This window comes from Aquamicrobium segne (genome assembly GCF_042656785.1).
Taxonomy (GTDB): domain Bacteria; phylum Pseudomonadota; class Alphaproteobacteria; order Rhizobiales; family Rhizobiaceae; genus Mesorhizobium; species Mesorhizobium segne.
This window is the reverse complement of sequence record NZ_JBHSLL010000009.1, coordinates 1-23,832: the sequence shown is the minus strand read 5'-3', so window position 1 is coordinate 23,832 and position 23,832 is coordinate 1. Positions and strand designations below refer to the sequence as shown.

The window sequence follows — 23,832 nt, the reverse complement described above, 5'->3', positions numbered from 1 at the left end:
TCACAGATCTCCGATCCTGTAGGCCAGCCCGATCAGCACCGGCGCACCGGCAAAGGCCATCACGATGCCCAATGGCGCTTCGCCTTGCGGCAGCACCACCCGGGCGAGAAGGTCGGCGCTTAGCAGCAGGACCGGGCCGAGCAACGCGGTCAGAACAAGGATCGCGCGCTGGTCGACGCCGATGATTGCGCGCGCAGCCAGCGGTGCGAGCAGGCCAACGAAGCCGACCGGCCCGGTGGCGCTGGTCGCCGCGCCAGCCAGCACGATGACCGAGGCGGCTGCCGCCATTTGCGTGCCGGCCATGCCGACGCCGAGTGCGCGCGCCAGATCGTTGCCGAGCGCGACGGCGTTGAGGCGAGGGCCAAGCACGAGCGCCAGCAATGCGCCCGCCAGCACGAAGGGAGCGACCGCCCGGACCGGCTGGAAATCGGTGACGATCAGTGAGCCCGCAACCCAGACCAGAACCCGTCGAAAAAGATCGGGGTCCGAAAGCGTGATCGCCCACCCGGCTCCGCCGGCGATGGCGCTCATCGCCACGCCACACAGAACGAGGCGCAGCGCCGTCGCACCGCCGAGCACGCTGAATATCTGCACGACAGCGCCAGCCGCCAACGCGCCGCCCATCGCCACCCAGACCAGCGCCATGGGCTGCGCCATGCCGGTGAGCGTGACGCACAGTATGACGGCAAGGCTTGCGCCTGCATTGACGCCCATGATGCCCGGATCGGCAAGCACATTGCGGGTGACGGCCTGCATCACCGCCCCGGCCAGCGCAAAGCCGATGCCGGCCAGGATGGCCAGCAGCGTGCGCGGCAGGCGCATGGCGACGATCTCGTGGGCGGTGGCGGAAGCCTCGCCGCCAAGCGCGGCGAACACCTCACCAATGGCCAGGGATTTTGCGCCGATCGCGAGGCTGGCGAGGGCCAGGATGCACAGAATGCAAAAAGCCAGCGCTACGGCCAGGCCAAGGCGGACGATCATGCCATGTCCTGTTCCGGGCCCAGGGTCCAGTAGGTCGAGACGTCGAACTTGCCGCCTTCGTCCTTGCGCGAGGCGAGATGCGCGCGCAGCGCCTCCACGGCCTTGCGCTCGGCCGCCGCCCACAGATAGACGCCTTGCCCCAGTCTCTCGTCACGGACCAGATCGACAAGCACCTGGGTGCGCCTCGGATCGTGCAGCAGTCAGCGGATTTCGGCCGATCCCGGCACTTTCAACGGGATGCGCGCGGCTTCGTCCTCGATCAGGACCGTCGCCGTCACCGCTGCTGTTTCGGGCAGCATCTCCAGCCAGTTGGCAAGGGCGGGAAGGGCTGTCTCGTCGCCGATCAGCAGATAGCGTTCGGCTTGCGGCAGCAGCATCGAGGCCTTCGGCCCGGCAAGATGAATCCTGTCGCCAGGCCGTGCCCCGGCGGCCCAGCCGCCGGCAATGCCGCCATCGTGCAGCACGAAATCGAGGATCAGCGTTCCGCTCGAAGGGTCATAGGCGCGGGGCGTGTATTCGCGCGAGATTGCAGGCGGATTATCCGGCCATTCAAGCCGCCCCTCACCCTGTCGCGGCAGCGCGATGCTGGCGGTTCGCGGGTCGGGGAAGAAGAGCTTGACATGATCGTCGGGACCAAGACTCTGGAAGGTGGGCATTGCGCGCCCATCCCGGTTGAACGCGCTCAGTTGCTCGCCGCCAAGGACGATGCGCCGCATGCGCGGCGACAAATCCTCGACACCGACCACCTCGACCTCACGCAATGTGATCGGGAACCGCTGAACGGCGATCTGATTCATTATCCTGCATCCAGTTTGTTCATCAAGGTGTCGAGACCGTCGAGAAAGCGGTTTGCGGTCAGGTGCATTTCCGGCCAGATATCTGACAGGCCGGTGAGCCGACCCAACCTGACGGCGGGAAGGCGGCGAAAGCCCGGTAGATTGAGGACAGGCTGGACCTCTGGCGAAGGCTGGCCGTCGAGTGTCGGATAGACAAAGCCCTGCACATCGGCCAGTTCATCGACCTCTTCGTAAGAAAGCTGGACGCCGTTGGCCTCGTCGGTGCGGGCGACGGGCGGCAATGCCGCGCCAATGTCGCGAAAAATCCGCCCCGTCCACGAAATCGGGCTGTGGATGAGGATCTGCCGATCACGCCCGCTTATCACCGCCAGAGGCCCGCGTTGCAGCGCATCCGACCAGCGTTCGCGGCAGGCGGCGACGCGGGCGTTGTAGACATCGCGGTCGGAACGGGCCTGTGCTTCCAGCCCCATCGCGGCGGCAAGCGCGTCGGAAGTCTCCAGCAGCGCACCGGCTCCTTCGGACTGGATCAGCACCGTTGGCGCGATGGCCGACAGCTTCCGGTAAAGGGCCGAATGATCGGCGCCACCGCGCACCATGCCAACGATGAGATCGGGCCTCAGCGCCAATATCGCCTCATAGCGAAGCTGCCCGCCATAGGTTGATGCGCCGATGACCGGAATATCCCTGAGGGTCTGTGCCCCGGCCTCCGTCAACGATGTGCGGCTGACGGCCGTGACGCCGACAGGCTTCAGGCCGTAATTGGCCGCCACCGCCGCTGCCGCGTCGAGCGCGACGATCCTTTCGGGCGCGGCCGGGATCGACATCGGCCCGAATGCGGTTGCGACCTCAAGGCCCCCGGCGAAAGTCGCTGTCGGCGCAAATAGCGCCAACCCGCTCAAGGCGAACGCACGTCTGGTGAAATGTCGTCGTGTCATTGTCGAGGATGGATGCTTGCGACCGGAGAATGGAGCGAATATATGACATTTATCGTCAGGTTTGTCCACGCGAAAGGGTCGAAACAGCATGATGACACGGATCAGGGACATGATCCGCGCCTGCATAAGCGCACCCGGCCCCGGCGTGGCCGTCGGTATCTGGCGCGACGGGGAACCGGTCCTTTGCGAAGGCTATGGCGACGCGATCCGGGGTGGACGGCTGATCACGATGGAAACGGTGTTCGACACCGCGTCGGTGTCGAAGATGTTCACCGCGCTATGCGTGCTGATCTTGGAACGGCGGGGGCTGTTGTCCATCGACGATCCGCTGGCGGACCGGTTGCCGCAAATGAGGACGGCCGCACCCGGTGTCACTATCCGCCATCTTCTCAACCATGTGTCGGCGCTGCCCGACTATATGGAACTGTTTGACGCGAAGGGCTGGGGGCTGGCGCATCGGCTGGGAATGGCCGAGACGCTCGACGTTCTGGCGGCCCAGGAGCCGTCTTCCACCCGGCCCGGAACCCGCTATTCCTATTCGAACAGCGGCTATGTGCTTTTATCGGCAATTGTAGAGCGCGTCAGTGGGCAGTCGCTCGCCCGGTTTGCGCAAGAAAACATCTTCGCGCCACTGGGGATGACCCACAGCTGCTATGTTGATGCGATGCCGGCGCGCCTTGCGGGTGTTGCGTGTTCCTATGAGACCTCGACCGGCCCCGAAGTGCTGCCGATGTGGGAGATGACGGGCGACGGCCAGGTGTACAGCACGATAGAAGATCTTGGCCGCTGGGCATTGGAACTCATGCAGCCCTCGCTGTTTGCCGACCTGATCCTGCAGCTTTGCACACCGGCAACCCTCGCCGATGGCTCGCACACCGCCTATGGCGCGGGCATGCAGCTTGAAACGGTCGGCGGCCGGTCCGTCTTCGGGCATGACGGCGGCTGGGCCGGATTTCGCTCGTTATTGCTCGTCACCCCGAGCGCGGGTCTGGGTATCGTTTTACTGGCGAATCGGGCGGATTTTGCGACGGGAGAACTGGCGAGAGGTATTCTGGTGGAGTTATTGTCGGCTTCGCGCAGCGCATAGGCGGCGTTGATTCGTGTGATTTTATCCGCCAGAATGGCGTATTCTGCCGGTTGCCTGTTCGCTTTCTCTATATTGGCTTGGCAGCACGCCTTTCTCTGTGCGGAAGGCCTTGCTGAAATGGCTCAGGCTGTCGAAACCGACAGCCATCGCCGTTTCGGTGACGGAAGTCCCGGATGCAAGCAGGGCAGCTGCGGCATTCATTCTGGTCGAGCGCAAATAGGTGTGGACCGATTTGCCGATTGCGATCCGGAAGCCTTCTTTCAACCTGCGCTCATTCAGTCCGACAGTCTTGGCCAGCCGGGCTATTGTCCAGTCATCATTATAGCTTTCTTCAATCAGTCGGACCGCCAATTCCAGCTTGCGCAACTCCTCCTTCTTGAGTGGTCGCAGCACCGGGCCGCCGGAAGCTCGCACCAGCGTGTCGAGGCCAATGCCAAGTGCTTCGATCGCCTTGCTGTAGAGATAGGTGCGGCGGACCGGACCTTCTTCGAAATTGCATTTCAAAAGACTGCTTGCAACGCCCAGCAGTTTCGGTGAAGCCTTGAACCCGATCAGGTAGATATCCTGCTCGGGCAGACTGTGATCGGAGATGACTGCACCGCCAAGGCGTGCCAGCGAGATGCCGCCCAGCCTTTCCAGAAGCGCCTTTTCGACACGTATATCGACAATACGCAGCCGCTTGCCCGCTTGCACATGATTTTCGCCGCCCGTCATTCGATCACAGGCGAAAAGAACAGCCGAACCGCCATGGAACTCGAACGGCTTCGCACCATCGACGCAAAGTGCGCCGACGCCATCCAGAAAGATTGACAGCGAAAATGTCGCGGGTCCCTTTGGCCGGAAAACGATATCGCGCGGCGGCAGCACATCGATCATGTAGATCGTCACATCCTCGCCTGGCTGCTCAATGCGGGTCGCTTCGCGCCAGCCGAGACTGTCGATTTCCGAGTCGACCTTTTCCCTCCAGGATCCGACAGTGTCGTCCCCGCCGACTGCTTCCCGATCTGGCGAAAATTCGCCGAAAAGCTGATTGCTGCTGCCTCTTTCCACCATATTAGTCCCGATTTCGCTAATTGTGGCCCACAGAACGTTAGCCCGGGAACCTAAACTGGAATAAAGAACTCAACTTTATTCCAGTATTGAGAGAGGTTCAACATGCTGCGTGGGGGACGGTTGGTTTTATCGGCTTCGGTATGTCTGATGGCGCTGGGAAGCGGGCATGTGGGCGCGCAGGACGGTGACGTGACCGTGCTGGATGTGATCACCATCACCGCTTCCAAACGCCAGCAGGAGATCGGCAAGATTGACGCTTCTGTGACGGTCGTGACCGGCGAGGAACTCGCCCGGCGCGGCATCCAGACAGTCGAGGATCTGCAAAAGGTCTTTCCCGGCGTCAGCATGGGTAATCGCGGCAACCGGATTTACTCGAATGTCACGGTGCGCGGCATGTCGTCGCCGGATTATTTCAACCCGACTGTTCAGGTTTATGTTGACGGCGTGCTGCAGGTCCCGTCCAGCTTTGCGCAGATGCTCACCGATGTCGAGCGGGTTGAGTTGCTGCGCGGGCCGCAGGGGACGCTTTACGGCGCCAACGCCTATGGCGGCGTAATCAACATTATCACCAGAAAAGCTGACCATAACCGTTTCTACATCCAGGGAAACATCAGTGCCGATGAGCCGTCGGTTGAGATCGGTGGAACCGCGATTCTGACGCCAGATACCCTCTATCTGGATTTTGCGGGCAACTTCCAACATTTCTCCGGCGATATCGACGACGCCACCACCGGCAAGAGCGACATCAACACCTCCAACAATGGCTATGGGCGCGCCACCTTGCGCTATGCGCCGACCGGCGGCGATTTCGATGCGTCGTTGAGCTTTTCGAAGGAACGCCTGTTGTCTCACGAGGAACTCTATTCGTTCCAGTCCGACGTTGATGACAGGATCTACCGCAGTGGCGTTTATGGTGATATTCCGCGCCTTGAACGTGACGTAACCACGATTTCCGGCCAGTGGAACTACAGGTTCTCCGATTTCACGCTGTCGAGTATCACCAGTTACCAGCACAGCGATGTCGAGCGTGATTTTTCCGCCGGGGCCGGTTCGCGCTATTCCTGGCCCCAGGACGACAAGAACTTTTCGCAGGAACTGCGGCTGGCTTATGAAAGCGAGCAGTTCAGCGGCGTTGCAGGCCTTTGGTATAGCCACAATGATTTCAATGCGCCCAAGAGCGCCGTCGCGCCCTGGTACGGCGCGAGCACGAACAATGTCGTCACCAATAGCACAGCAGCCTTTGGCGAGTTGACCTGGCACGTTACGCCCGACTTCGACGTCACCGGCGGCTTGCGGGCGACTTATGATCGCTCGAAAATTTCTGCGTTTCGTGAGGATGCTTACAGCACCGGTATGGGGTTCGACTTTGAAGGTGCTGCCGATTTCAGCAGTCTTCAGCCGAAGCTGGCGCTCGCCTATCAGCTCAATCCTGAAACCCGCCTGTTCGGTGTGGTCTCGCGCGGCTACAAGCCGGGCGGTTTCAACCACAGCATTTCGTCATTGCTCGACGCTGCTCCTTACGACCCGGAATCTGCATGGAATTTCGAGGCTGGCGTCAAGTCCACCCTGCTCGACGGAAACCTCGACCTGTCGGCGACAGTCTATCATATCCGCTCTTCCGACAAGCAGATTTATGTCGGGCCGCTCGGGCAGCAGTTTATTCGCAACGCCGGTGAGGCAACCAGCACCGGCATCGAACTTGAAGCGACATGGCGCGCGACAGACCGGCTGACCTTTACCGGAAACGCCGCTTTGGGTCGCTCCAAATTCACCGATTTCACCGATCCGCTAACAGGCGTCTCCTACAATGGAAACCGCGTGCCTTATGCGCCGGATGCAAGCGCGCATCTCAACGTCGCTTATATGCTGAGTGAGGATTTTTACGGCGGCACGTTGACTGCGAATGCCGCCGTCAACGCCTGGTCGAAAACCTGGTTCGACGAGGCGAACAGTTCCGGCCAGAAGGGTTTTGCGACCTTCGATGCCGGGCTTGACTTCGCACGATCCGACGGCCTGTCCGCGCGGCTTTATGTCCAGAACATCGCCGACAAGTCCTACAAGACCTCCGGCTATATGTCTGGCCCCGAGGAATTGGGCACGCTGGGCAAGGGGCGTACTTTCGGGCTGACCTTGCGCAAGGAATTCTGACCGTTATGGCATCCGCAAATCCGTCGTTGACGCGGCTGTTCATTGCCGCCGGCGGCATCTATACGGCGCAAAGTCTCGTCGGCGGTCTGACCTTCCTTGGAGTGCCGGCTGTGCTGCGGGCCGAGAATGTCGCTCTCGACAAGATCGGCATGGTTTCTCTCGCCATGCTGGTCTGGGCCGTCAAGTTCTTGTGGGCCGCGCCGGTCGAGCGCAGGCGCCTCGGTTCGGGTGGCCATCGCCGTTCCCGCGTACTTATGCTGGCGGGTGAAGGGGTGGTGGCGCTGGCGCTTGTCGCGTTCGCGCTCGCGGCGGAGGCGGACTTTACCGTAATCCTTTCGCTCCTGATCATCATGGCGGCTGCATCTGCAACCGTCGATATCGTCTGCGATGCATATCTGATCGAGCAATTCCCGCAGGAACGCCGCGGCCTTGGCAATATCGCGCAGGTCGGCGGCGGCTATCTGGGGCTGATCTTCGGCAGCGGCCTGTTTGTATTTCTTTATTCTATGGTCGGCTGGGCGGGCGCGTCAGTGGTGCTTGCGCTGCTTGTGGTTCTCATGTCCATGCCAATGGCGCTGACCCGCGAACCCAAAGTGGTTTTGCCGGCACAAGCTCCGCCGCCGCGCCTTTCTGAAGGGTTTCGTCGGCCCGAAGTGCGCATCGGTATCGTCATGGCGATCGTTTTCGAACTCGGGGGGCGTCTTGCGCAAGCGCTGGCGGGGCCGTTCCTTGTCGATGCAGGGCTTTCTCTTGCCGCACTCGGTTTGCTGAATGGCGGCGGTGGCGTGGCTGCAGGTCTTGCGGGCACGCTGGCTGGCGGCTTTGCCGCCCAGCGGTTGGGCGCTTCAAGAGCGATGATGGCGGTCGCCTGTGTGCATGTGCTGACGCTGGGCGCACTCACCGGAGCCATCGTCTTCGATATTGATAATCTGCCGCTGCTGACCGGACTGTTTGTTCTGGAAGGGGGCATGATGGCGGCGGGCTTCGTTGTCAGCTACGCCCGGTTGATGGCGCTCGCATCATCAGCGCAGCCGGGTGTTGACTTCACCATCTTCCAGTGCGCCAGCGCCATCGTCGCGGCTTGTGCGGGCATGGCTGGTGGCGTCATGGCGGCGCGGGCAGGTTACCCGGCGGTTTTCATGATCGCCTTGCTGGCCGCATGTGCTGCTCCGGTCGGGCTGGTCCTGTGCGAACGATTTCTTGCCAGAAGGACGCTGCCATGACCAGACCGCTTGCTGTTATCACCGGAGCCGGCGTCGCCGGGCTTGCCGCCGCCTGGTGGCTGGAGAAAGCCGGCTGGCGGGCTCTGGTCATCGAGCGGGGGCAGAGCCTGCGCGAGAACGGCTATATGCTCGGTCTTTCCGGATTGGGCTATGAGACTGCCGGGCGCATGGGCCTTCATGAGCGCCTGCAGGCAGTAGCCTATGACATCAACGAAAATGTCTACAAGGATAGCTCGGGGCGCGAGATCCTGCGCCTGCGCTATCGTGATTTCATCCGCGATCTACCCTATCTGGCGGTTCGCAGGACCGATCTGGTCCGGGCGCTTGCTGAAATCCTGCCCGATAACGTAACGCTGCGCTACGGCCAGACCGTGACGGGTTTTGATGACCGGGGCGATCATGTCGCAGTGGTGTTGTCGTCCGGAGAAGAGGTCAAGGCCGACCTGCTCATCGGCGCGGATGGATTCCGTTCGGCCATCCGCCAGCGCCTGTTCGGTCCCGACGGCGATTGCCTCCAACCGCTGGGCTATTATTTCGCAGTGTATGATATCGATGCCCCCAAGGATTTCGAGACGGACTTTCTCTCCTATGCCGAGCCGGGCCATCTTGCTGAATATTACGCCCTGCATGACGGACGTCTGGCGGCCATGCATGTATGGCGCGACACGCGAACGGGGCTCGAACAGATCCCGGACCGGATAGGGCTTATGCAAGACGTGAGCGCACACAGTCATCCGCAGGTGCGCGAATTGCTTTGCACTGTCGAGCGGGCAGCGGGCAGCGTGGTGGTTGACAGCCTGACCATGATCGATCTGCCGCAATGGTCGCGCGGACGTGCGCTGCTTTTGGGTGATGCCGCCCACTGCCTCACGCTGGTGTCCGGACAGGGTGCGGGAATGGCGCTGACATCGGCGGAAATGCTTGGTCAAGCGCTGTCCGGCTGCGCGAACTTGCCCGAAGCGCTGGCGCGCCACGACAGGAAATTGCGCCCCGTCATCGGCAGGCTTCAGGCCCGCAGCCGCAAGATGGCGGCCATGTTCATTCCGCAGAGTGCTTTTGCATTCAATCTGCGAAACTTCATCATGCGCAACATGCCGCGAAAATGGCTCGGCCATTATCTGAGCGGGACCATCAGGTCGGAAATGGAACTGCTCAAAACCCGCGACTGAGGGCAATCTGGCGGTCCGTACCCATTTTCGCATGCTGCATGCTCTTAAATATGATAAAAATAGTATAGTTTGATATTCCCTCCAACGTCTTTGCAGGCTACAGTTGCGTCGCTTCGCTTGGGGAGGCCCAGTCGGTTTCATAAGGGCGACGACAATGTCACTGTCAGGAGACGGGCAGCATGATGCATTTCAGACCAACGCATGGAGCGCCATTCGCAAATGGCGCAGGGGCCGCGGCTTCGAGCCACCATTACGAGCTTGCTGGCAGGGTCGAGGCGCTGACGGTGCTCGTCTCCAGGGCGAAGCGCCTGGCCGATGAGAGTCTTGCCCGCGCCAATGACGCGCCGCAGCCGCATGAGACGACCAACATCATTTTCGTGACGCTCTACGAAGCGCATTGGCGTGATCGTGAAGCGTTGTTTGAGGCGATGCGCCGGTTGGATGAGGCCCGTGAAGAGCTGCAAACTGCATCGCAGAAAATATAAACACATTGCCCGCCATGTGGGCGGGCTGACAATCTGGCGCGACGCCAGCGCCCTGCACCAAGAATGGAGTAACGAGTGTCCCAGTCAGAGGTCGAGCGCCGTCAGGAAGAGGCCGAAGCGCATATCCGCGCCACGATCATCAATGAACTTTGCCAGGTCATGCAGAAGACAAATCTTCCGCCAATGGCGGTTTTGCGACTGGCCACGCGCGCAATCGGCACGATCTACCGCGAGATGGCCGAGGCGCATAGCGGCGTCCATCCCTGTCCCTGCGGCTGGCGGCCTCATTACACAAACGATGTCGAGGTCCTTGGCATGGCGCTGATGACAGCGTGCGAATCCCATCGCAGAGACGATCTCAGACGGATGCGCATAGCCGGCACTGCCTGAGCGGTCCCGGCCACGGCGCGCCTGGATGATTGTTCCCGAACGCAACCATAATCCTGTTTGCAGCATAATTGACGAGACGCAGTGACCTGCGGTGTCGTGCACCGGTGACGTAAAGCCGCCGACCCTGCCTGGGCATTTCATCATGATAGCCATTTAGTGGTTGCAATATGTAATGTTATTACATATCAGAGTTCCCCAATAGACAGTTGAGATCAGACGGTAAGGGGATTGTCATGCGCAGGGCCGCATGAGTCTGACGGGCGATGCCATGTCGCACACCATCTTGCCCGGCAATCATCCTGTCGGCTTGCGTGGCCTGTTTCGTATCGGTGATCGCCAGCCCGCGCGGCGCACCGCACCTCCTGACAACGAGAAGATATCAAGATGACGGTTACAAAACTGACGAAGCTTGCCGTAAGCCTGATCATTATCATACTGACTTGCAGTTCGTTGCCGGCGCGGGCGGAAGCGGACAGGCTCTCCGTGGTGGCGAGTTTTTCCATCATCGGTGATTTTGCGCGGATTGTCGGTGGCGACGGTATCGAACTCAGGACGCTCGTCGGCCCTGACAGCGATGCGCATATCTACGAGCCGAAGCCAGCCGACGCCATCGCGCTTGCCCGTGCCGATATCGTGCTGGTGAACGGGCTGTCGTTCGAGGGGTTTCTTCAGCGTCTTGTCGAGGCGAGCGGAACCTCGGCACAGATCATTGTGCTTACGCAAGGCGCGGACATTCTTCATGATCCGGATGGCGGTCACTATCACTACGTCAATGGCGAGGCCATTTTCCACGCCGCGCCCAACGATCCCCATGCGTGGCAGTCTGTCGCGAACGCCCGAATCTATGTTCAAAACATCGCCCGTGCTTTCTGCGCTGCCGATGCGAAGAACTGCGCAAGCTATGAGGCAAACGCAAACGCCTATCTTGATGAACTGACGGTCCTCGATGAGGAGATAAAGGGGACAGTCGCCGCTATTTCCCACGACCGGCGCGTTGCAGTGGTCGCCCATAACGCCTTCCGCTATTTCGAGCGTGATTACGGCGTGAGCTTCCTTGCGCCGCAGGGCGTGTCCACCGAATCGGAAGCGTCTGCGGCGGCTGTTGCGTCGCTCATTTACGAGATCCGGGAAAAGCGGGCGTCCGCCATTTTTGCTGAAAACATCACTGACGCGCGCCTGATCGAGCAGATCGCGTCGGAGGCCGACCTGTCGCCTGGCGGAACGCTCTATTCCGACGCGCTTTCGCAGCCGGACGGCCCGGCGCCCACCTATGTCGAGATGATGCGTCACAACATCCAAACGCTCACCGCCGCCATGAAGGGCGGCTGAGCATTCTGCCAATACAGGGTCAATGCGGCCCATATATGTAATGTAATAACATTAAAAAGAAGAGGCAAATGAGACGATTATTCCTGGGGGCGTCAGTGCTTGTAATCGCCGCCGCCTTCGGCGGGAGCGCGGCCTTTGCGGACGAGGAGAATGTCACGGCATGGCGGCTGTTCGTTGCCGACCATGCGGAACCGGTCGTCAAGGTCATCGATGCGCTTGACGGCAAGCTGCTTGAAACCTTCACGGTCAAGGGACCGGCGGCGCTGCACCGCTCGTCGAGCGGCGAGACGGTGTTCGCGGCTCAGGGGGCGCAAGGAGAGGTCAACGCCATCTCGACCGGCATTTCATTCCATGATCATGGCGATCATGCCGACATCGATGTTGATGATGCCGAACTGCTTCACGTCCACATCGACGGCGACAAGCCAGCGCATTTCGTGGAGTTGCAGGGCAACATCGCCCAATGGTTCGATGGTGAGGACGAAGTTCGTGTCTTTACCGAAAAGGCCGCGCTCGACGAAAAACTGGAAGTGCGTACCGCTAATGTGGTGACGCCGCATCATGGCGTCGGCGTTCCCTATCAAAACCATGTCGTCGTCTCGATCCCGAACCCGGAAGACGCGTCGAAGCGCCCGGTCGGTGCGCGCGTGGTCGACTTTGAAGGCAATGCGGTTGGTGACGATGTGGCCTGTCCGGGCCTGCACGGTTCGGCGGGGTCGGGCAGCCTTTATGCGCTTGCCTGCGACACCGGCCTGCTGCTGATCAGGCAGGATGGCGACGCGCCCACCATTGAGCATCTGCCCTATGCCCCATCGCTGCCGGAAGGCAGTGCCTCGACGCTGATCGGCGGCAGGGGATTGCAGTATTTTATTGGCAATTACGGCCCTGACCGCCTCATCCTTGTCGATCCTTCGGAAGGTGCGGCTGGCTTCCAGCTGGTTCAGCTTCCAACCAGGCGCGTGCACTTTGCCGTTGATCCGATCCGCTCGCGCTTCGCCTATGTGATCACCGAGGATGGGCAATTGCACAAACTCGACGTGCTTGACGGCAAGATCACCCAGTCGCTGAAGCTGACCGGGCCCTATTCGATGGAAGGCCACTGGAACGACCCGCGCCCACGCATTGCGGTTGCTGGCGGCAACATCGTCGTCACCGATCCGCTGAATGCGAAGCTGCTTCTGGTCGATGCCGCAACTTTTGAACGCACCGGCGAGATCGCCGTTGACGGCAAGCCGTTCAACATCGTCGCTGTCGGCGGCAGCGGCAAGGTTCATGCTCACGACGGTGAAGAAGATCATGCGCACAGCCACGACCATGCTCACGATCACGGCGATGACCAGATCTACAAGGGCTATTTTGAGGATGATCAGGTCAAGGAGCGCGCCTTGACGGACTGGGCTGGCGATTGGCAGTCGGTCTATCCCTATTTGCAGGACGGCACGCTCGATCCGGTCATGGCCCACAAGGCCGAACACGGTGACCAGAGCGCCGATGAATACAAGGCCTATTACGAGATCGGCTACCGCACCAATGTTGAACGCATCACGATCGAGGATGATGCCGTGACATTCTTTGAGGGTGGCAAGCCATTAAAGGCCCGCTATGCCAGCGACGGCTATGAAATCCTGACCTATGAGAAAGGCAATCGCGGCGTGCGCTTCATCTTCAAAAAGACCGAAGGAGACGAAGGTGCGCCGCAATATATCCAGTTCAGCGACCACAGGATCGCGCCGGATGCGGCTGATCATTATCATCTCTATTGGGGCGATGATCGCGCCGCTCTGCTTGAGGAAGTGACCAACTGGCCGACCTATTACCCGTCCTCCCTCGATGCGAAGGAGATCGTGCGGGAGATGCAGGCGCACTGACCGCAAATTTTCTTCCCGACATGATCAGCGCCCGGCCGCAAAAGCCGGGTGCATTCGAACGGAAGCTGGCATAAATGAGCACCTGGAGCGGCATGAAAATGCGACAGGTCCCCAAGATTGTCGCCACGGTTGTGCCGTCTTCAGCCTTGCGCGATGGCGTGGAAGAAGGCGCCGGTGACGTTGCCGCGCCTTGCACCGGCAGGGCCGAGGCTGCGCCCCTCTCCGTCGGACAGGTCGGCGAGAGGGGCGTCACCGCCGCTTTCGATGAGGCTGGAATAGTGGAATTCATGGCCGTTTATCGTCGCACCGGCACGGCCGAGCGGGCAATCCGCCATGAGCCGCGCCTGCCGGTAGCCGAGAGTGATGTGCCGCGCCGTAAAGCTCGTCGTGTGACCGAGCAGGCCGGTCATGCGGTGGGTGATGCCTTCGCCGTCCACCAGTTCTTTGCCCAGCACCATGAAGCCTCCGCACTCGCCATGGACGGGCCGGGTGCGTGAAAAGGCGGTGAGCCGGTCGCGGAAAGTTGACGCCGCAGCCAGCCGACCGGCATGAAGCTCGGGATAGCCGCCAGGCAGCCAGCCTGCGTCGCAGGACGGATCCGGCCCTTCGCCGGCAAGCGGCGAGAACGGCACGATCTCGGCCCCTTCGTCGCGCCAGTGATCCAGCATGTGCGGGTAGACGAAGGAGAAAGCTTCATCAAGGGCGAGCGCGATGCGTTGGCCCGGCGGCGGCAATGCATGTGCCGTGCTGCCGGTGGCGAGGTGAAGCGGCGCGGCCATCGCCTTTATGGCCGCAAGATCGAGCGTCTTTTCGACCCTGTCGGCCAGCCGCTCGATGAAAGCATCAAGGGCGGCATGTTCGCCCGCCTGCACCAGCCCGAGATGCCGCTCCGGCAGGACCATCTCCAAGTTGCGCCGCAGCGTGCCGAGAACCGGAATGCCGGCCTTCTCGATGGCGTCGCGCACAAGGATTTCATGGCGTTCGCTGCCGACCTTGTTCAACACCACGCCGCCGATTTTTACGCCCGGATCATAGGCCGCCATGCCGTGCACGATCGCAGCAGCGGTCCGGGAATGGCCGGAGACATCGTGGACGAGCAGCACCGGCAGGCCGAGGCGGCGGGCAAGGTCGGCGGCTGCGCCAGTCCTGCCTTGCGCCCCCGGTATGCCATCGAACAGGCCCATGGCGCTTTCGACGACGAGAAGATCGGCCCCCGCCGCCTGCTGGCCCGCGAGCCTGTCGATGAGGGTCGGCTCCATCGCCCAACTGTCGAGGTTGACGCCGGGATGCCCCGTTGCGGCCCGGTGAAAGCTGGGGTCGATATAATCCGGGCCGGATTTCGCCCCGCGCACGGCGAGCCCGGCGCGGGCGAAGGCGCGCATCAGGCCGATGGTGACGCAGGTCTTTCCCGCACCGGAACGATCCGCGCCGACAATGAAGCCACGCGCGGTCACCGCCGAATTTCCAAAAAACGCAACACCACGCGAACTCGCCTCCCTTGGGATTTTTTCAATATTTAGGTGGCAGGTTCGGACCCTGTCAATGTATGATAGCGGGTATAATGGCGGACCTTGCGGGGCTGTCGCTTTGGTCTATTATCGGCCCGTTTTCCGACCCCGGCAACAAGCAAGGATGGCTCGAGATGAAGGACGTGACGCCCGAAGCGGCCGAACGCCACAAGGCGAAGATGGTGCGGCGCAAGCAGGTTCAGGACGCCGAGGTCGCGCAAAAGACGATCGAGAAGGGACTGCTGATCGTCAACACCGGCCCGGGCAAGGGCAAGTCAACGGCGGCCTTCGGACTGGCGCTGCGCATGCTCGGCCACGGTCGGCGCGTCGGAATTGTCCAGTTTATCAAGGGTGCGCGCCATACCGGCGAGAAGGACGCGCTCGAAGCCTTTGGCGACCTCGTCGAATGGCATTCGATGGGTGAGGGTTTTACCTGGGATACGCAGGATCTTGCGCGCGATATCGCTGCGGCTGGCCGGGCATGGGACAAGGCCTGCGCCATGATGGCCGATCCGGCCTTCGGGCTGATCATCCTCGATGAGTTGAACATCGCCCTGCGCTACGACTATCTTGATCTCGACGCTGTGGTGGCGGCGCTGGCGGCGCGACGTGACGACCTGCATGTGGTGGTGACGGGCCGCAACGCCAAGCCAGCCTTGATCGAGGCTGCCGACCTCGTTACCGAAATGGGGCTGGTCAAGCATCATTTTGCCGCTGGGGTGAAAGCGCAGGCTGGCGTCGAGTTCTGATGACCGCCCGGGCGCTGATGTTCCAGGGCACCGGCTCGGATGTGGGTAAATCGCTTATCGTTGCCGGGCTCGTTCGTGCGCTCACCCTGCGCGGCCTCAAGGTGTTGCCCTTCAAGCCGCAGAACATGTCGAACAATGCCGCAGTGACCGCCGAGGATGGCGAGATCGGTCGCGCACAGGCGCTTCAGGCGCTGGCCGCGCGCGTTGCGCCCAGTGTGCACATGAACCCCGTATTGCTCAAGCCGCAAAGCGATGTCGGCGCGCAGGTGGTGGTGCAAGGCAAGGTGTTTGCCAATGCCGACGCCGCCCGCTACCAGGACATCAAGCGGCAGCTCATGCCCCATGTGCTCGACAGCTTTGACAGGCTGCGCGCCGAGGCCGACATTGTGCTGGTCGAAGGTGCGGGCAGCCCGGCCGAGATCAATTTGCGCGATGGCGACATCGCCAATATGGGCTTTGCCCGGGCCGCCGACGTGCCGGTGGTGCTGATCGGCGACATTGACCGCGGCGGCGTTATCGCCAGCCTCGTCGGCACCCGCGCGGTCATCGACCCGGACGATGCGGCTATAATTGCAGGCTTCATCGTCAATCGCTTTCGCGGCGATCCCGCGCTGTTTGCGGACGGGATGGTCGAGATTGCGCGGCGCACCGGCTGGGCGGCCTTCGGTCTCGTGCCGCACTTTCCCGACGCGCGAAAGCTCCCGGCGGAGGATGCGCTAGGCCTCACCCGCAAGGACGGTGCGCGCGTGTCCGGCGGGCGCGTGCGCATCGCGGTTCCGATCCTGCCGCATGTGTCGAATTTTGACGATCTCGACCCGCTGGAGGCGGAGCCGGACGTTGACCTTGTGCGCGTCTGGCCGGGTTCGGCCCTGCCGGGTGATGCGGCGCTGGTGCTGCTGCCCGGCTCGAAATCGACGCTGTCCGGCCTTGCCGCCCTGCGCGCGGCCGGGTTCGACATTGACATCGCCGCACATCTGCGGCGCGGCGGCCATGTGCTTGGCCTGTGTGGCGGTTACCAGATGCTCGGCCGCACGATTGCCGACCCTGACGGCATCGAGGGCACGACAAGCATGGCCGAAGGTCTTGGCCTGCTCGATGTGACGACCGTGCTGTCGAAGGAAAAGACGTTGCGCGCGGTGACGGGCCGCAGCGCCGACGGTATTCCGCTCTCCGGCTACGAGATGCATATGGGCGCCACGCAAGGAAAAGACCGCGCCCGGCCCTTCGCCATTCTCGACGATGCCGGGCCGGAAGGCGCGACCACGCCGGGCGGCAAGGTGACGGGTACCTATCTGCACGGGGTGTTCGCCAATGATGCCCAGCGCGCGGCGTGGCTGGCGCGGCTCGGCGGGCAGGCCGCCGGTCTCGACTATAACCGGCAGATTGAGGAGACGCTCGACGCGCTCGCCGCCCATCTGGAGAAGCATCTGGCGGTAGACGAAATGCTCAGCCACGCCAGATGAAAAGCCGCGCCACCGTCGTAAGAAACGCGATCCGCGACACTGCGTCGCGCCGGGCTTCCTACCCGTGGATTTCGGGAGTTGTCGCCCCGGCATCTGCTTGCCTGCATGGTTTCGTCCATTGCTCTCCACAGGAACGGATGCACGGCAAGCAGCACCCATTCGCAGGAACGGGGCGGCGGGATTGACATTTTATGTGGCAGGTGATTTCCGTGTTTTTGGAAATGGTTCCGTTTACGGATCAAAAGGGAACACGGTAAACCGCAAGGTCGAAGCCGGACTGCCCCCGCAACTGTAACCGCTGAGCTTTCTTCCACGACGCCACTGGCCGCATGGCCGGGAAGGCGGAAGGAAGCGCCGACGCGGAAGTCAGGAGACCTGCCTTTTCCAGTCACCCATGCCGGGCCACGGGGGTATTGGCCAGGCGCGGTCGTCCGTCGCGGTGACACGAGAAAGTCATGTTGCCGCGTGCCGGAACGGCCGCAGGGTGGAGCCTTCGTTTCTTCAGCCTGTTGCCCCGACCAGCCTGCGGTTGATGTCGGATCATGGGGGCGTGCGCTGCGCGGCCTTGATGCAGGGGACCAGAATGAACAGGACCATATTCGCAGCCGGCGCATGCGCGCTTGCCCTTACGAGCGCGGCACAGGCCCAGAGCCTGCCCGATTTGGGCGGCGTGACCGTCCTCGATACGATCACGGTGACGACGCCGCTCAGAAGAACCTCGTCGCTGGAGCGCACCACCTCTTCGGTGACGGTCATTGCGCGGGAGGAGATCGAGCGTTCCGCCGCCGCCGATCTGGCCTCATTGCTGAAGAACCATACCGGCGTCTCGGTTAGTCTGAACGGCGGCATGGGCGCGGCTGGCGGGGCCTCGCTTCGCGGCACCACCGAATCGCAGACGCTGGTTCTGGTCAATGGCGTGCGCGTTGCCGCCGCCACCAGCGCCTCGGCGGCGCTGTTCAACATCCCGCTCGAATCGATCGAGCGCGTCGAGATCGCCAAGGGTGCGCATTCGGCGCAATATGGCGCGGATGCCATCGGCGGCATCATCAACATCATCACCAGACAGGGCGGGCCCTGCGCCAATGGCAACCCTTCATGCACCACAGTGACGGCGGGCGTCATGCATCCATGGGGCGGCACGCTGGCGGTTGACAGGATGGGACGCAGCGAAAGTGGTTGGGACTATTCCTTCGGCGGCAGCCTGTTTGGCACGCGCGGCTACGACTTCACCGTTCCGAGTTGGTCGGGCCACGAGCCCGACGATAACGGCTTTGCACGCGGCTCGCTGCACTATTCGCTGTCGAAGGACTACGATTGGGGTCGGATCTATTCCACCGGCCTCGCCTCGCGGGCGCGCACTCAATACGACAACAAGCCGCGCCCCGGCTCTCTGCTCGGTCTGAACGAGACCGAGAGGGACACGCTGAGCGGGAAGATCGGCGCCAGGCTCGACCACTCCCCGGACTGGAAATCAACGCTCGAATTCAGCGCCGGCAAGGATGAGGCAACGAATTTCCGCGACGGCGTCGCCGTCGAGAACATCTTCGGCACCACGCGCTACGGCATGCTGGCATCAACGGAAAAATCCTTCGCCACCGGCACGGTCGACCATATTCTCGGCTTCGGTGTCGAGGCGTATCGCGAGGAGATCAACTCCACCGGCAATTACGCGGTGAAGAAGCGCGACCTTGCGGCGGTATTCTCGCAATACTCGCTGGAGTTCGGCGATCTTACCGTGGACGCTGGCCTGCGCTTCGACCACAACGAGCAGTTCGGCGAGGCCACCACCTACAATATCGGCGCCAGCTATGCCGTCCTGCCGGAACTGATCGTGCGCGCCTCGCATGGCACCGGCTTCCGCGCGCCGACCTTCAACGACCTCTATTACGACGACCCGGAGATCGGCGTCGGCAGTCCCGACCTGCGGCCGGAACGCTCACGTTCCTGGGAGGCGGGGGTGAACTGGCGTCCCACCGACACGACCAGCCTCGACGTCAGCGTCTACCGCAACAGGATCAAGGACCAGATCGGCTGGGGCGGCGTCATAGGAAGCCTGTATGCCGAGAACCTTGAGCGTGTCTCGATAACCGGTCTCGAGGTGACACTCGACCATCGCTTCAATGATCGCTGGGGCGTGCGTGCTTCGCTCGACCTCAGGCGACCGATCAACGAGGTGAGAGACCGCTATGTCCGCTATCAGGATCGCTTCAGGGCCTCCATCGAGGCTGATTTCCAGGCAACGGAAAAGCTCTGGCTGAAGGCGGGCGTGTTCCATGTCGGTGACCGCTTCTCCAATCATACCAACACCCAGCGCATGCCAGCCTATACGACGGTCGATCTTTCGGCGATCTACAGCCTCGACCCGCAGTCGCAGTTGAAGCTGTCGGTGGAAAACCTGTTCGACGAGAAATATGAGCGTATCCCCAACTATGTCGCCCCCGGCAGGACGATCAATCTGAGCCTCTCGCGGACATTCTGATGACAGGCGGTCGGCCAGTGAGAGCCATCCGGGTGCTGGCGCTGCTGGCGGCGGCCCTCGCTTGGGCTGCACCGGTTTTGGCAGCCCCCGCGCCGCAGCGCGTGGTGTCGATCAATGTCTGCACTGACCAGCTCGCCATGCTGATCGCCGGCGAGGGCCAGCTTCACTCGGTCTCGGTGCTGGCGAGCGACCCCAACTCCTCGACGATGACGGGGGAGGCGAAGGCCTTCGCCGTTAACCACGCGCTGGCCGAGGAAATCTTCCTGATGAAGCCCGACCTCGTACTCGCCGGCACCTTCTCCTCACGCGCCACCGTCGGCCTGCTGCGCTCGCTCGGCGTCCAGGTCGAGGAGTTTGCGCCCTCGCGCTCCTTCGACGATATCCGCACCAACATTTTACGTGTCGGCGCGCTGCTCGGACAGGACGAACGCGCGCGGGAACTGGCGGCCGCACTTGACGCCGGGCTGGCCGATCTCGCCGCCGCGCCACGCAGCGGGCGCTCGATCGCGCTCTACGACGCCAACAGCTACACCGCTGGCAAGGGCACGCTCGCTGGCGAGATTTTTCGCGCTGCCGGTCTCGTCAATGTCGGCGAGGCGCTGGGCGTCACCGGCAGCGGCCGGGTGCCGCTGGAGATGTTGATCGTGGCGCGACCCGACATCATCGCCTCCAGCTCCCGTGATTATGGCGCACCAGCACTGGCGCAGGAAAATTTTGTCCATCCCGCTTTCGCTGCGCTTGAAGCCTTGAGCCAGCCGGTCAGCGCACCGACGCCCAACATGATCTGTGGCGCGCCCTTCACGCTCGAAGCCGCCTTCCTGCTGCAACGGGCGGCGGTGCAGGGCAAGGCAGGGCAGGGCGGGGCACGGCCATGAGCGAAACAGTACGCTACCGGCTGCTGATCGCAGCGCTGTCGCTGGCAACACTGACCCTGTTCCTGCTGTCGCTGACGGTCGGCCCGGCGGCGATCGCCTTCGGTGACAGCATTGCGGCGCTGTTTCAGGGCGAGGCCGGTGAGATCGGCCTGATCATGCGCGAGATCAGGCTGCCGCGCGCCATTCTTGGACTGATGATCGGCGCAACGCTCGGCCTGTCGGGTGCGGTGCTTCAGGGCTATCTGCGCAACCCGCTGGCCGAGCCCGGCCTGCTCGGCATCAGCGCCACGGCCTCGCTTGGTGCGGTGCTGGCCATCTATACGGGCCTTGCCGCCGCCTTCATGCTGGCGCTGCCGCTGGCGGCGCTGGCGGGCGCGGTACTCGCCGTCATCGTCTTGCAGGCGCTGGCCGGCGCGCGCGGCAATTCGCTCCTGATGATCCTTGCCGGTATTGCGGTGTCGAGCTTTACCGGAGCGATGACTTCGCTGGCGCTCAACCTGTCGCCCAACCCGTTTGCGGCGCTGGAGATCATGTTCTGGATGCTCGGCTCGCTCACCGACCGCTCGATGACGCATGTATGGCTGGCCGGGCCCTTCATCCTCGTCGGCTGGGCGATGCTGGCCTCGCTCGGGCGCTCGCTTGACGCGCTGACGCTGGGGGCCGAGACCGCCGCCAGCATGGGCGTCGACATGCGCCGCGTGCAGTTCCTCGCCGTATTCGGTACCGCGGCCTGTGTCGGGGCGGGAACGGCGGTTGCCGGGGCCATCGGCTTCGTCGGGCTGGTGGTGCCGCATGTCCTGCGGCCACTGGTCGGCGGCCGGCCGTCGCGGTTGCTCCTGGCCAGCGCGCTCGGCGGCGCCTGCGTGGTGCTGGCCGCCGATGTCGCCGTGCGGCTGATCGCGCCGTCGCGCGACCTGAAGCTCGGCGTGCTGACGGCAATCGTCGGGGCGCCGTTTTTCCTGTGGCTGGTCTATCGTACAAGACGGAGCCTGGCATGATGCCGCTCCTGTCCATCTCCGGCCTTCGCGTCCGGCTTGGCGGCACGACCGTGCTCGACGGCCTCGACATGACAGTTGGTGCAGGCGAGTTTGTCGGCCTGATCGGTCCCAACGGGGCGGGCAAGTCAACGCTGTTGCGCGCAGCACTTGGCCTGCTGCCTCATGCGGGAACCGTGCTCCTCGACGGCGTGGACGCTGCCACGCTTTCCGCCCGTGACCGGGCGGAAAAGGCTGCCTATCTGGCGCAGGAGCGCGAGATCGCCTGGGCGGTGCCGGTCGAGACGGTGGTGGCGCTGGGGCGCGCACCGCACCAGCGCAGCTTTGCTGCACTCGGCCCGCGTGACCACGCAATTGTCGACGAGGCGATGCGGCGCATGGATGTGGCGTCATTTCGCGGCCGTCTGGCCACCGAATTGTCGGGCGGCGAGAAGGCGCGTGTGCTGACCGCGCGCGCCCTGGCACAGGACACGCCGTTGCTGCTCGCCGATGAACCGACCGCTGGCCTTGACCCCTCGCACCAGATTGCGCTGATGCGCGTATTTAGGGAACTCGCCGCATCGGGGCGCGGCGTGGTCGCCTCGCTGCACGATCTTGGCCTTGCGGCGCGCTGGTGCTCGCGCATCGTCCTCGTTGCGCAAGGCCGCGTGATCGCTGAAGGCGCGCCTGCCGAGGTGCTGACGCCGGAGCGCCTGCGAGCCGTCTACGGCGTCAGCGCCTTCTTCGCCGAAGCTGGCGGCGCGCCGGTCATCCTCCCCCTCGATCTTGCCGAACGGGTGGACTGAAGCAGCGCGCGATCCCGCCTGCCAGAGCGTTTTGTAGCCGGGAATAGCCGCTGTCGTCGCCGGGTATGCCGAAGCGTAGCACGTGTTCGTCCTGGTCGACCCGGCACCAAATTTCTGGACTTCTGCCAATATCCGTCTTCCCTTGCTGCTAATAACATGATAATTTTAGTCAGGAATTATTATAGAGCGATACCGCGGCATGAATACGCATAATCATGATGTCTTCCGAATGCACAGGCGCGGGGAGGGCTTGGCAACTGGCAAGCCGTCAAACTCGCTTGATGTGCCCGTCCGGATCCTGACCAGCGACGCCATCCTGCGCGGCCAGCGCGAGATCGGTATCGAGCATGATGGTGCGCTTTATCGCCTGAAACTCACGCGCCAGGGCAAGCTGATCCTTAACAAGTAGATCGGGTGGCAAATTACAGGATGCCAAAATCGGTATGGGCGTTTTTCAGCAACATCAGATCGGATCTGCCGTCTGGCTGAAGCGCCAGCCGGAACGGCTGGTCCTCGACGGATATCGTCACTGGATCTGCGGCAAAAGGAAATGATCCAAACCATGCTTGAACTGTTTCGAAAGGTCGCCCTTGTTGAGGGCGTCACGACGCTGGCTTTGTTCCTCGTTGCGATGCCGCTCAAATATTTCGCAGACTGGCCGGTGCTGGTGCCGCCGGTGGGCTGGATCCATGGCATCGCCTTTATCGCCTATGTCATCATGATGGTGGCGGCATTCGCCATTCGCAGGGATGTGGGCGTAACTGGTTGGCTCAGGACTATCGTAGCGGCATTCGTACCGTTTGGCACGTTCATCAACGATCCCTGGGTGAGGCGTCTCGACGGGCAGCAGGAGGCGGTCCCTGCCTGACGAATAGCCGGGGCCATGAGAATCGTAGGGGAAGTAGAATACAACGCCAGCCATTGGGCTTGGAACGACATCCACGGTCTTCCCCAACATTGAGGCTATGCATATTTTGATGCGTTTTGCCTGGTTATTACGAATAACGCCCTGCAGCGAATATAGCAGGGCGTTATTCTAAAGCTTGTCTCCCGAACTGGACACCAGTTTCGGGATAAAGACATGCGTAAAAACAAAGGCTTAAAGCGGGTCGCGTGAATCTGAAAGAAAAGCGACACGCTTTAGGCGACGCCAGCGCTTTACAGAAACGCCCGGCGTTGAAACTCAGGAGGCGTGCGCTTCCGAGAAGTGTCCGCACCAATCACTGGCGCTGACCACTGGCCACAGACCAGGCGCGTCCGGTTCGAGCTGCGTGACTGGAGGATTGTAGCGGCAGAGGCCGGAATCCTCTTCGACCTTTGCGAGATTGGCGACGTGATCTTCGTAATAGGTGCACGCGTTGCAGTTTGAGGTTCTGGTCATGGTAGGCTTCTTCTTGTGATTCCGTTCGTAAAGTTGACTGAAGCAATCAATTTTTAGAACTATTCTAGGCTCAGGACCTATTGATTAGATTATTGTGATGTGATTCAGGCTCCCCCAAGGAGACTGATTATG

General features: G+C 62.2%; 22 protein-coding genes, 1 pseudogene and 1 riboswitch. Of the genes and pseudogenes, 17 read left to right on the top strand and 6 right to left on the bottom strand.

The features are described from left to right. The 3 genes and pseudogenes from ACFPLB_RS01975 to ACFPLB_RS01965 form a co-directional block, all read right to left on the bottom strand. Positions 1–981 carry a FecCD family ABC transporter permease gene (locus ACFPLB_RS01975; protein WP_378227574.1) on the bottom strand — a complete coding sequence of 327 codons (981 nt, stop codon included), beginning with the start codon at positions 979–981 and terminating at the stop codon, positions 1–3. Next, positions 978–1,778 (bottom strand): annotated as a pseudogene (locus ACFPLB_RS01970) (siderophore-interacting protein). Before ACFPLB_RS01970 ends, ACFPLB_RS01975 begins: the two are co-directional and overlap by 4 nt. Then, on the bottom strand, positions 1,778–2,824 hold the full coding sequence (locus ACFPLB_RS01965) for an ABC transporter substrate-binding protein (RefSeq protein ID WP_378227573.1): 1,047 nt from the start codon (positions 2,822–2,824) through the stop codon (positions 1,778–1,780). Before ACFPLB_RS01965 ends, ACFPLB_RS01970 begins: the two are co-directional and overlap by 1 nt. Here ACFPLB_RS01965 and ACFPLB_RS01960 point away from each other — a divergent pair. After that, positions 2,805–3,800: a serine hydrolase domain-containing protein gene (locus tag ACFPLB_RS01960; RefSeq protein WP_378227572.1), complete on the top strand. Its 996-nt coding sequence runs from the start codon at positions 2,805–2,807 to the stop codon at positions 3,798–3,800. The genes ACFPLB_RS01965 and ACFPLB_RS01960 overlap by 20 nt on opposite strands. A gap of 21 nt (positions 3,801–3,821) precedes the next feature. On the opposite strand, the gene ACFPLB_RS01955 is transcribed toward ACFPLB_RS01960, so the two are convergent. Then, entirely contained in the window at positions 3,822–4,853 is a 1,032-nt protein-coding gene (locus ACFPLB_RS01955; protein ID WP_378227571.1) for a helix-turn-helix transcriptional regulator, read from the bottom strand. Between the two features lie 147 nt (positions 4,854–5,000). Between ACFPLB_RS01955 and ACFPLB_RS01950 the strand changes: the two genes are divergently transcribed. The 8 genes from ACFPLB_RS01950 to aztD all read left to right on the top strand — a co-directional run bounded on the left by ACFPLB_RS01950 (position 5,001) and on the right by aztD (position 13,465). Beyond that, entirely contained in the window at positions 5,001–7,001 is a 2,001-nt protein-coding gene (locus ACFPLB_RS01950; protein ID WP_378227570.1) for a TonB-dependent receptor, read from the top strand. Positions 7,002–7,006: 5 nt separating this feature from the next. After that, positions 7,007–8,224: an MFS transporter gene (locus tag ACFPLB_RS01945; protein WP_378227569.1), complete on the top strand. Its 1,218-nt coding sequence runs from the start codon at positions 7,007–7,009 to the stop codon at positions 8,222–8,224. Continuing rightward, entirely contained in the window at positions 8,221–9,393 is a 1,173-nt protein-coding gene (locus ACFPLB_RS01940) for an FAD-dependent monooxygenase (protein WP_378227568.1), read from the top strand. Before ACFPLB_RS01945 ends, ACFPLB_RS01940 begins: the two co-directional genes overlap by 4 nt. 179 nt (positions 9,394–9,572) lie before the next feature. Next, positions 9,573–9,878 (top strand): hypothetical protein, encoded by a 306-nt coding sequence (locus ACFPLB_RS01935; RefSeq protein WP_378227567.1) that lies wholly within the window; start codon positions 9,573–9,575, stop codon positions 9,876–9,878. 75 nt (positions 9,879–9,953) lie between these two features. Beyond that, positions 9,954–10,268 (top strand): hypothetical protein, encoded by a 315-nt coding sequence (locus ACFPLB_RS01930; protein WP_378227565.1) that lies wholly within the window; start codon positions 9,954–9,956, stop codon positions 10,266–10,268. A 247-nt stretch (positions 10,269–10,515) separates the two neighbouring features. Then, entirely contained in the window at positions 10,516–10,656 is a 141-nt protein-coding gene (locus ACFPLB_RS01925) for a hypothetical protein (RefSeq protein ID WP_378227564.1), read from the top strand. Beyond that, entirely contained in the window at positions 10,653–11,597 is a 945-nt protein-coding gene (aztC, locus tag ACFPLB_RS01920; RefSeq protein WP_378227563.1) for a zinc ABC transporter substrate-binding protein AztC, read from the top strand. The genes ACFPLB_RS01925 and aztC overlap by 4 nt, the downstream gene beginning before the upstream one ends. A 68-nt stretch (positions 11,598–11,665) precedes the next feature. Continuing rightward, positions 11,666–13,465, top strand: a complete 1,800-nt coding sequence (gene aztD / locus ACFPLB_RS01915; protein ID WP_378227561.1) for a zinc metallochaperone AztD — start codon at positions 11,666–11,668, stop codon at positions 13,463–13,465. 140 nt (positions 13,466–13,605) lie between these two features. Here the strand turns inward: aztD and ACFPLB_RS01910 are convergent, their stop codons facing one another. Further along, on the bottom strand, positions 13,606–14,919 hold the full coding sequence (locus ACFPLB_RS01910) for a cobyrinate a,c-diamide synthase (RefSeq protein ID WP_378227560.1): 1,314 nt from the start codon (positions 14,917–14,919) through the stop codon (positions 13,606–13,608). A gap of 188 nt (positions 14,920–15,107) precedes the next feature. On the opposite strand from ACFPLB_RS01910, the gene cobO reads away from it, so the two are divergent. The 8 genes from cobO (at position 15,108) to ACFPLB_RS01870 (ending at position 23,187) form a co-directional block, all read left to right on the top strand. Then, entirely contained in the window at positions 15,108–15,722 is a 615-nt protein-coding gene (gene cobO, locus ACFPLB_RS01905) for a cob(I)yrinic acid a,c-diamide adenosyltransferase (protein WP_378227586.1), read from the top strand. Next, positions 15,722–17,185: a cobyric acid synthase gene (locus ACFPLB_RS01900; protein ID WP_378227558.1), complete on the top strand. Its 1,464-nt coding sequence runs from the start codon at positions 15,722–15,724 to the stop codon at positions 17,183–17,185. Before cobO ends, ACFPLB_RS01900 begins: the two co-directional genes overlap by 1 nt. 205 nt (positions 17,186–17,390) lie before the next feature. Continuing rightward, a riboswitch (cobalamin riboswitch) is annotated at positions 17,391–17,582 on the top strand. Positions 17,583–17,768: 186 nt separating this feature from the next. Then, positions 17,769–19,664: a TonB-dependent receptor domain-containing protein gene (locus tag ACFPLB_RS01895; protein WP_378227556.1), complete on the top strand. Its 1,896-nt coding sequence runs from the start codon at positions 17,769–17,771 to the stop codon at positions 19,662–19,664. Continuing rightward, positions 19,664–20,539: an ABC transporter substrate-binding protein gene (locus ACFPLB_RS01890; protein WP_378227555.1), complete on the top strand. Its 876-nt coding sequence runs from the start codon at positions 19,664–19,666 to the stop codon at positions 20,537–20,539. Before ACFPLB_RS01895 ends, ACFPLB_RS01890 begins: the two co-directional genes overlap by 1 nt. Further along, positions 20,536–21,537, top strand: a complete 1,002-nt coding sequence (locus ACFPLB_RS01885; RefSeq protein WP_378227554.1) for a FecCD family ABC transporter permease — start codon at positions 20,536–20,538, stop codon at positions 21,535–21,537. Before ACFPLB_RS01890 ends, ACFPLB_RS01885 begins: the two co-directional genes overlap by 4 nt. Beyond that, complete coding sequence (locus ACFPLB_RS01880) at positions 21,537–22,319, top strand: ABC transporter ATP-binding protein (RefSeq protein WP_378227585.1); 783 nt, start codon at positions 21,537–21,539, stop codon at positions 22,317–22,319. Before ACFPLB_RS01885 ends, ACFPLB_RS01880 begins: the two co-directional genes overlap by 1 nt. Before the next feature lie 250 nt (positions 22,320–22,569). Beyond that, complete coding sequence (gene hemP, locus ACFPLB_RS01875; RefSeq protein ID WP_378227552.1) at positions 22,570–22,728, top strand: hemin uptake protein HemP; 159 nt, start codon at positions 22,570–22,572, stop codon at positions 22,726–22,728. A gap of 141 nt (positions 22,729–22,869) precedes the next feature. Continuing rightward, positions 22,870–23,187 carry a DUF3817 domain-containing protein gene (locus ACFPLB_RS01870; RefSeq protein ID WP_378227551.1) on the top strand — a complete coding sequence of 106 codons (318 nt, stop codon included), beginning with the start codon at positions 22,870–22,872 and terminating at the stop codon, positions 23,185–23,187. Positions 23,188–23,502: 315 nt separating this feature from the next. Here ACFPLB_RS01870 and ACFPLB_RS01865 read toward each other — a convergent pair whose 3' ends face one another. Further along, complete coding sequence (locus ACFPLB_RS01865) at positions 23,503–23,700, bottom strand: hypothetical protein (protein WP_378227550.1); 198 nt, start codon at positions 23,698–23,700, stop codon at positions 23,503–23,505. Between the last annotated feature and the right edge of the window lie 132 nt (positions 23,701–23,832).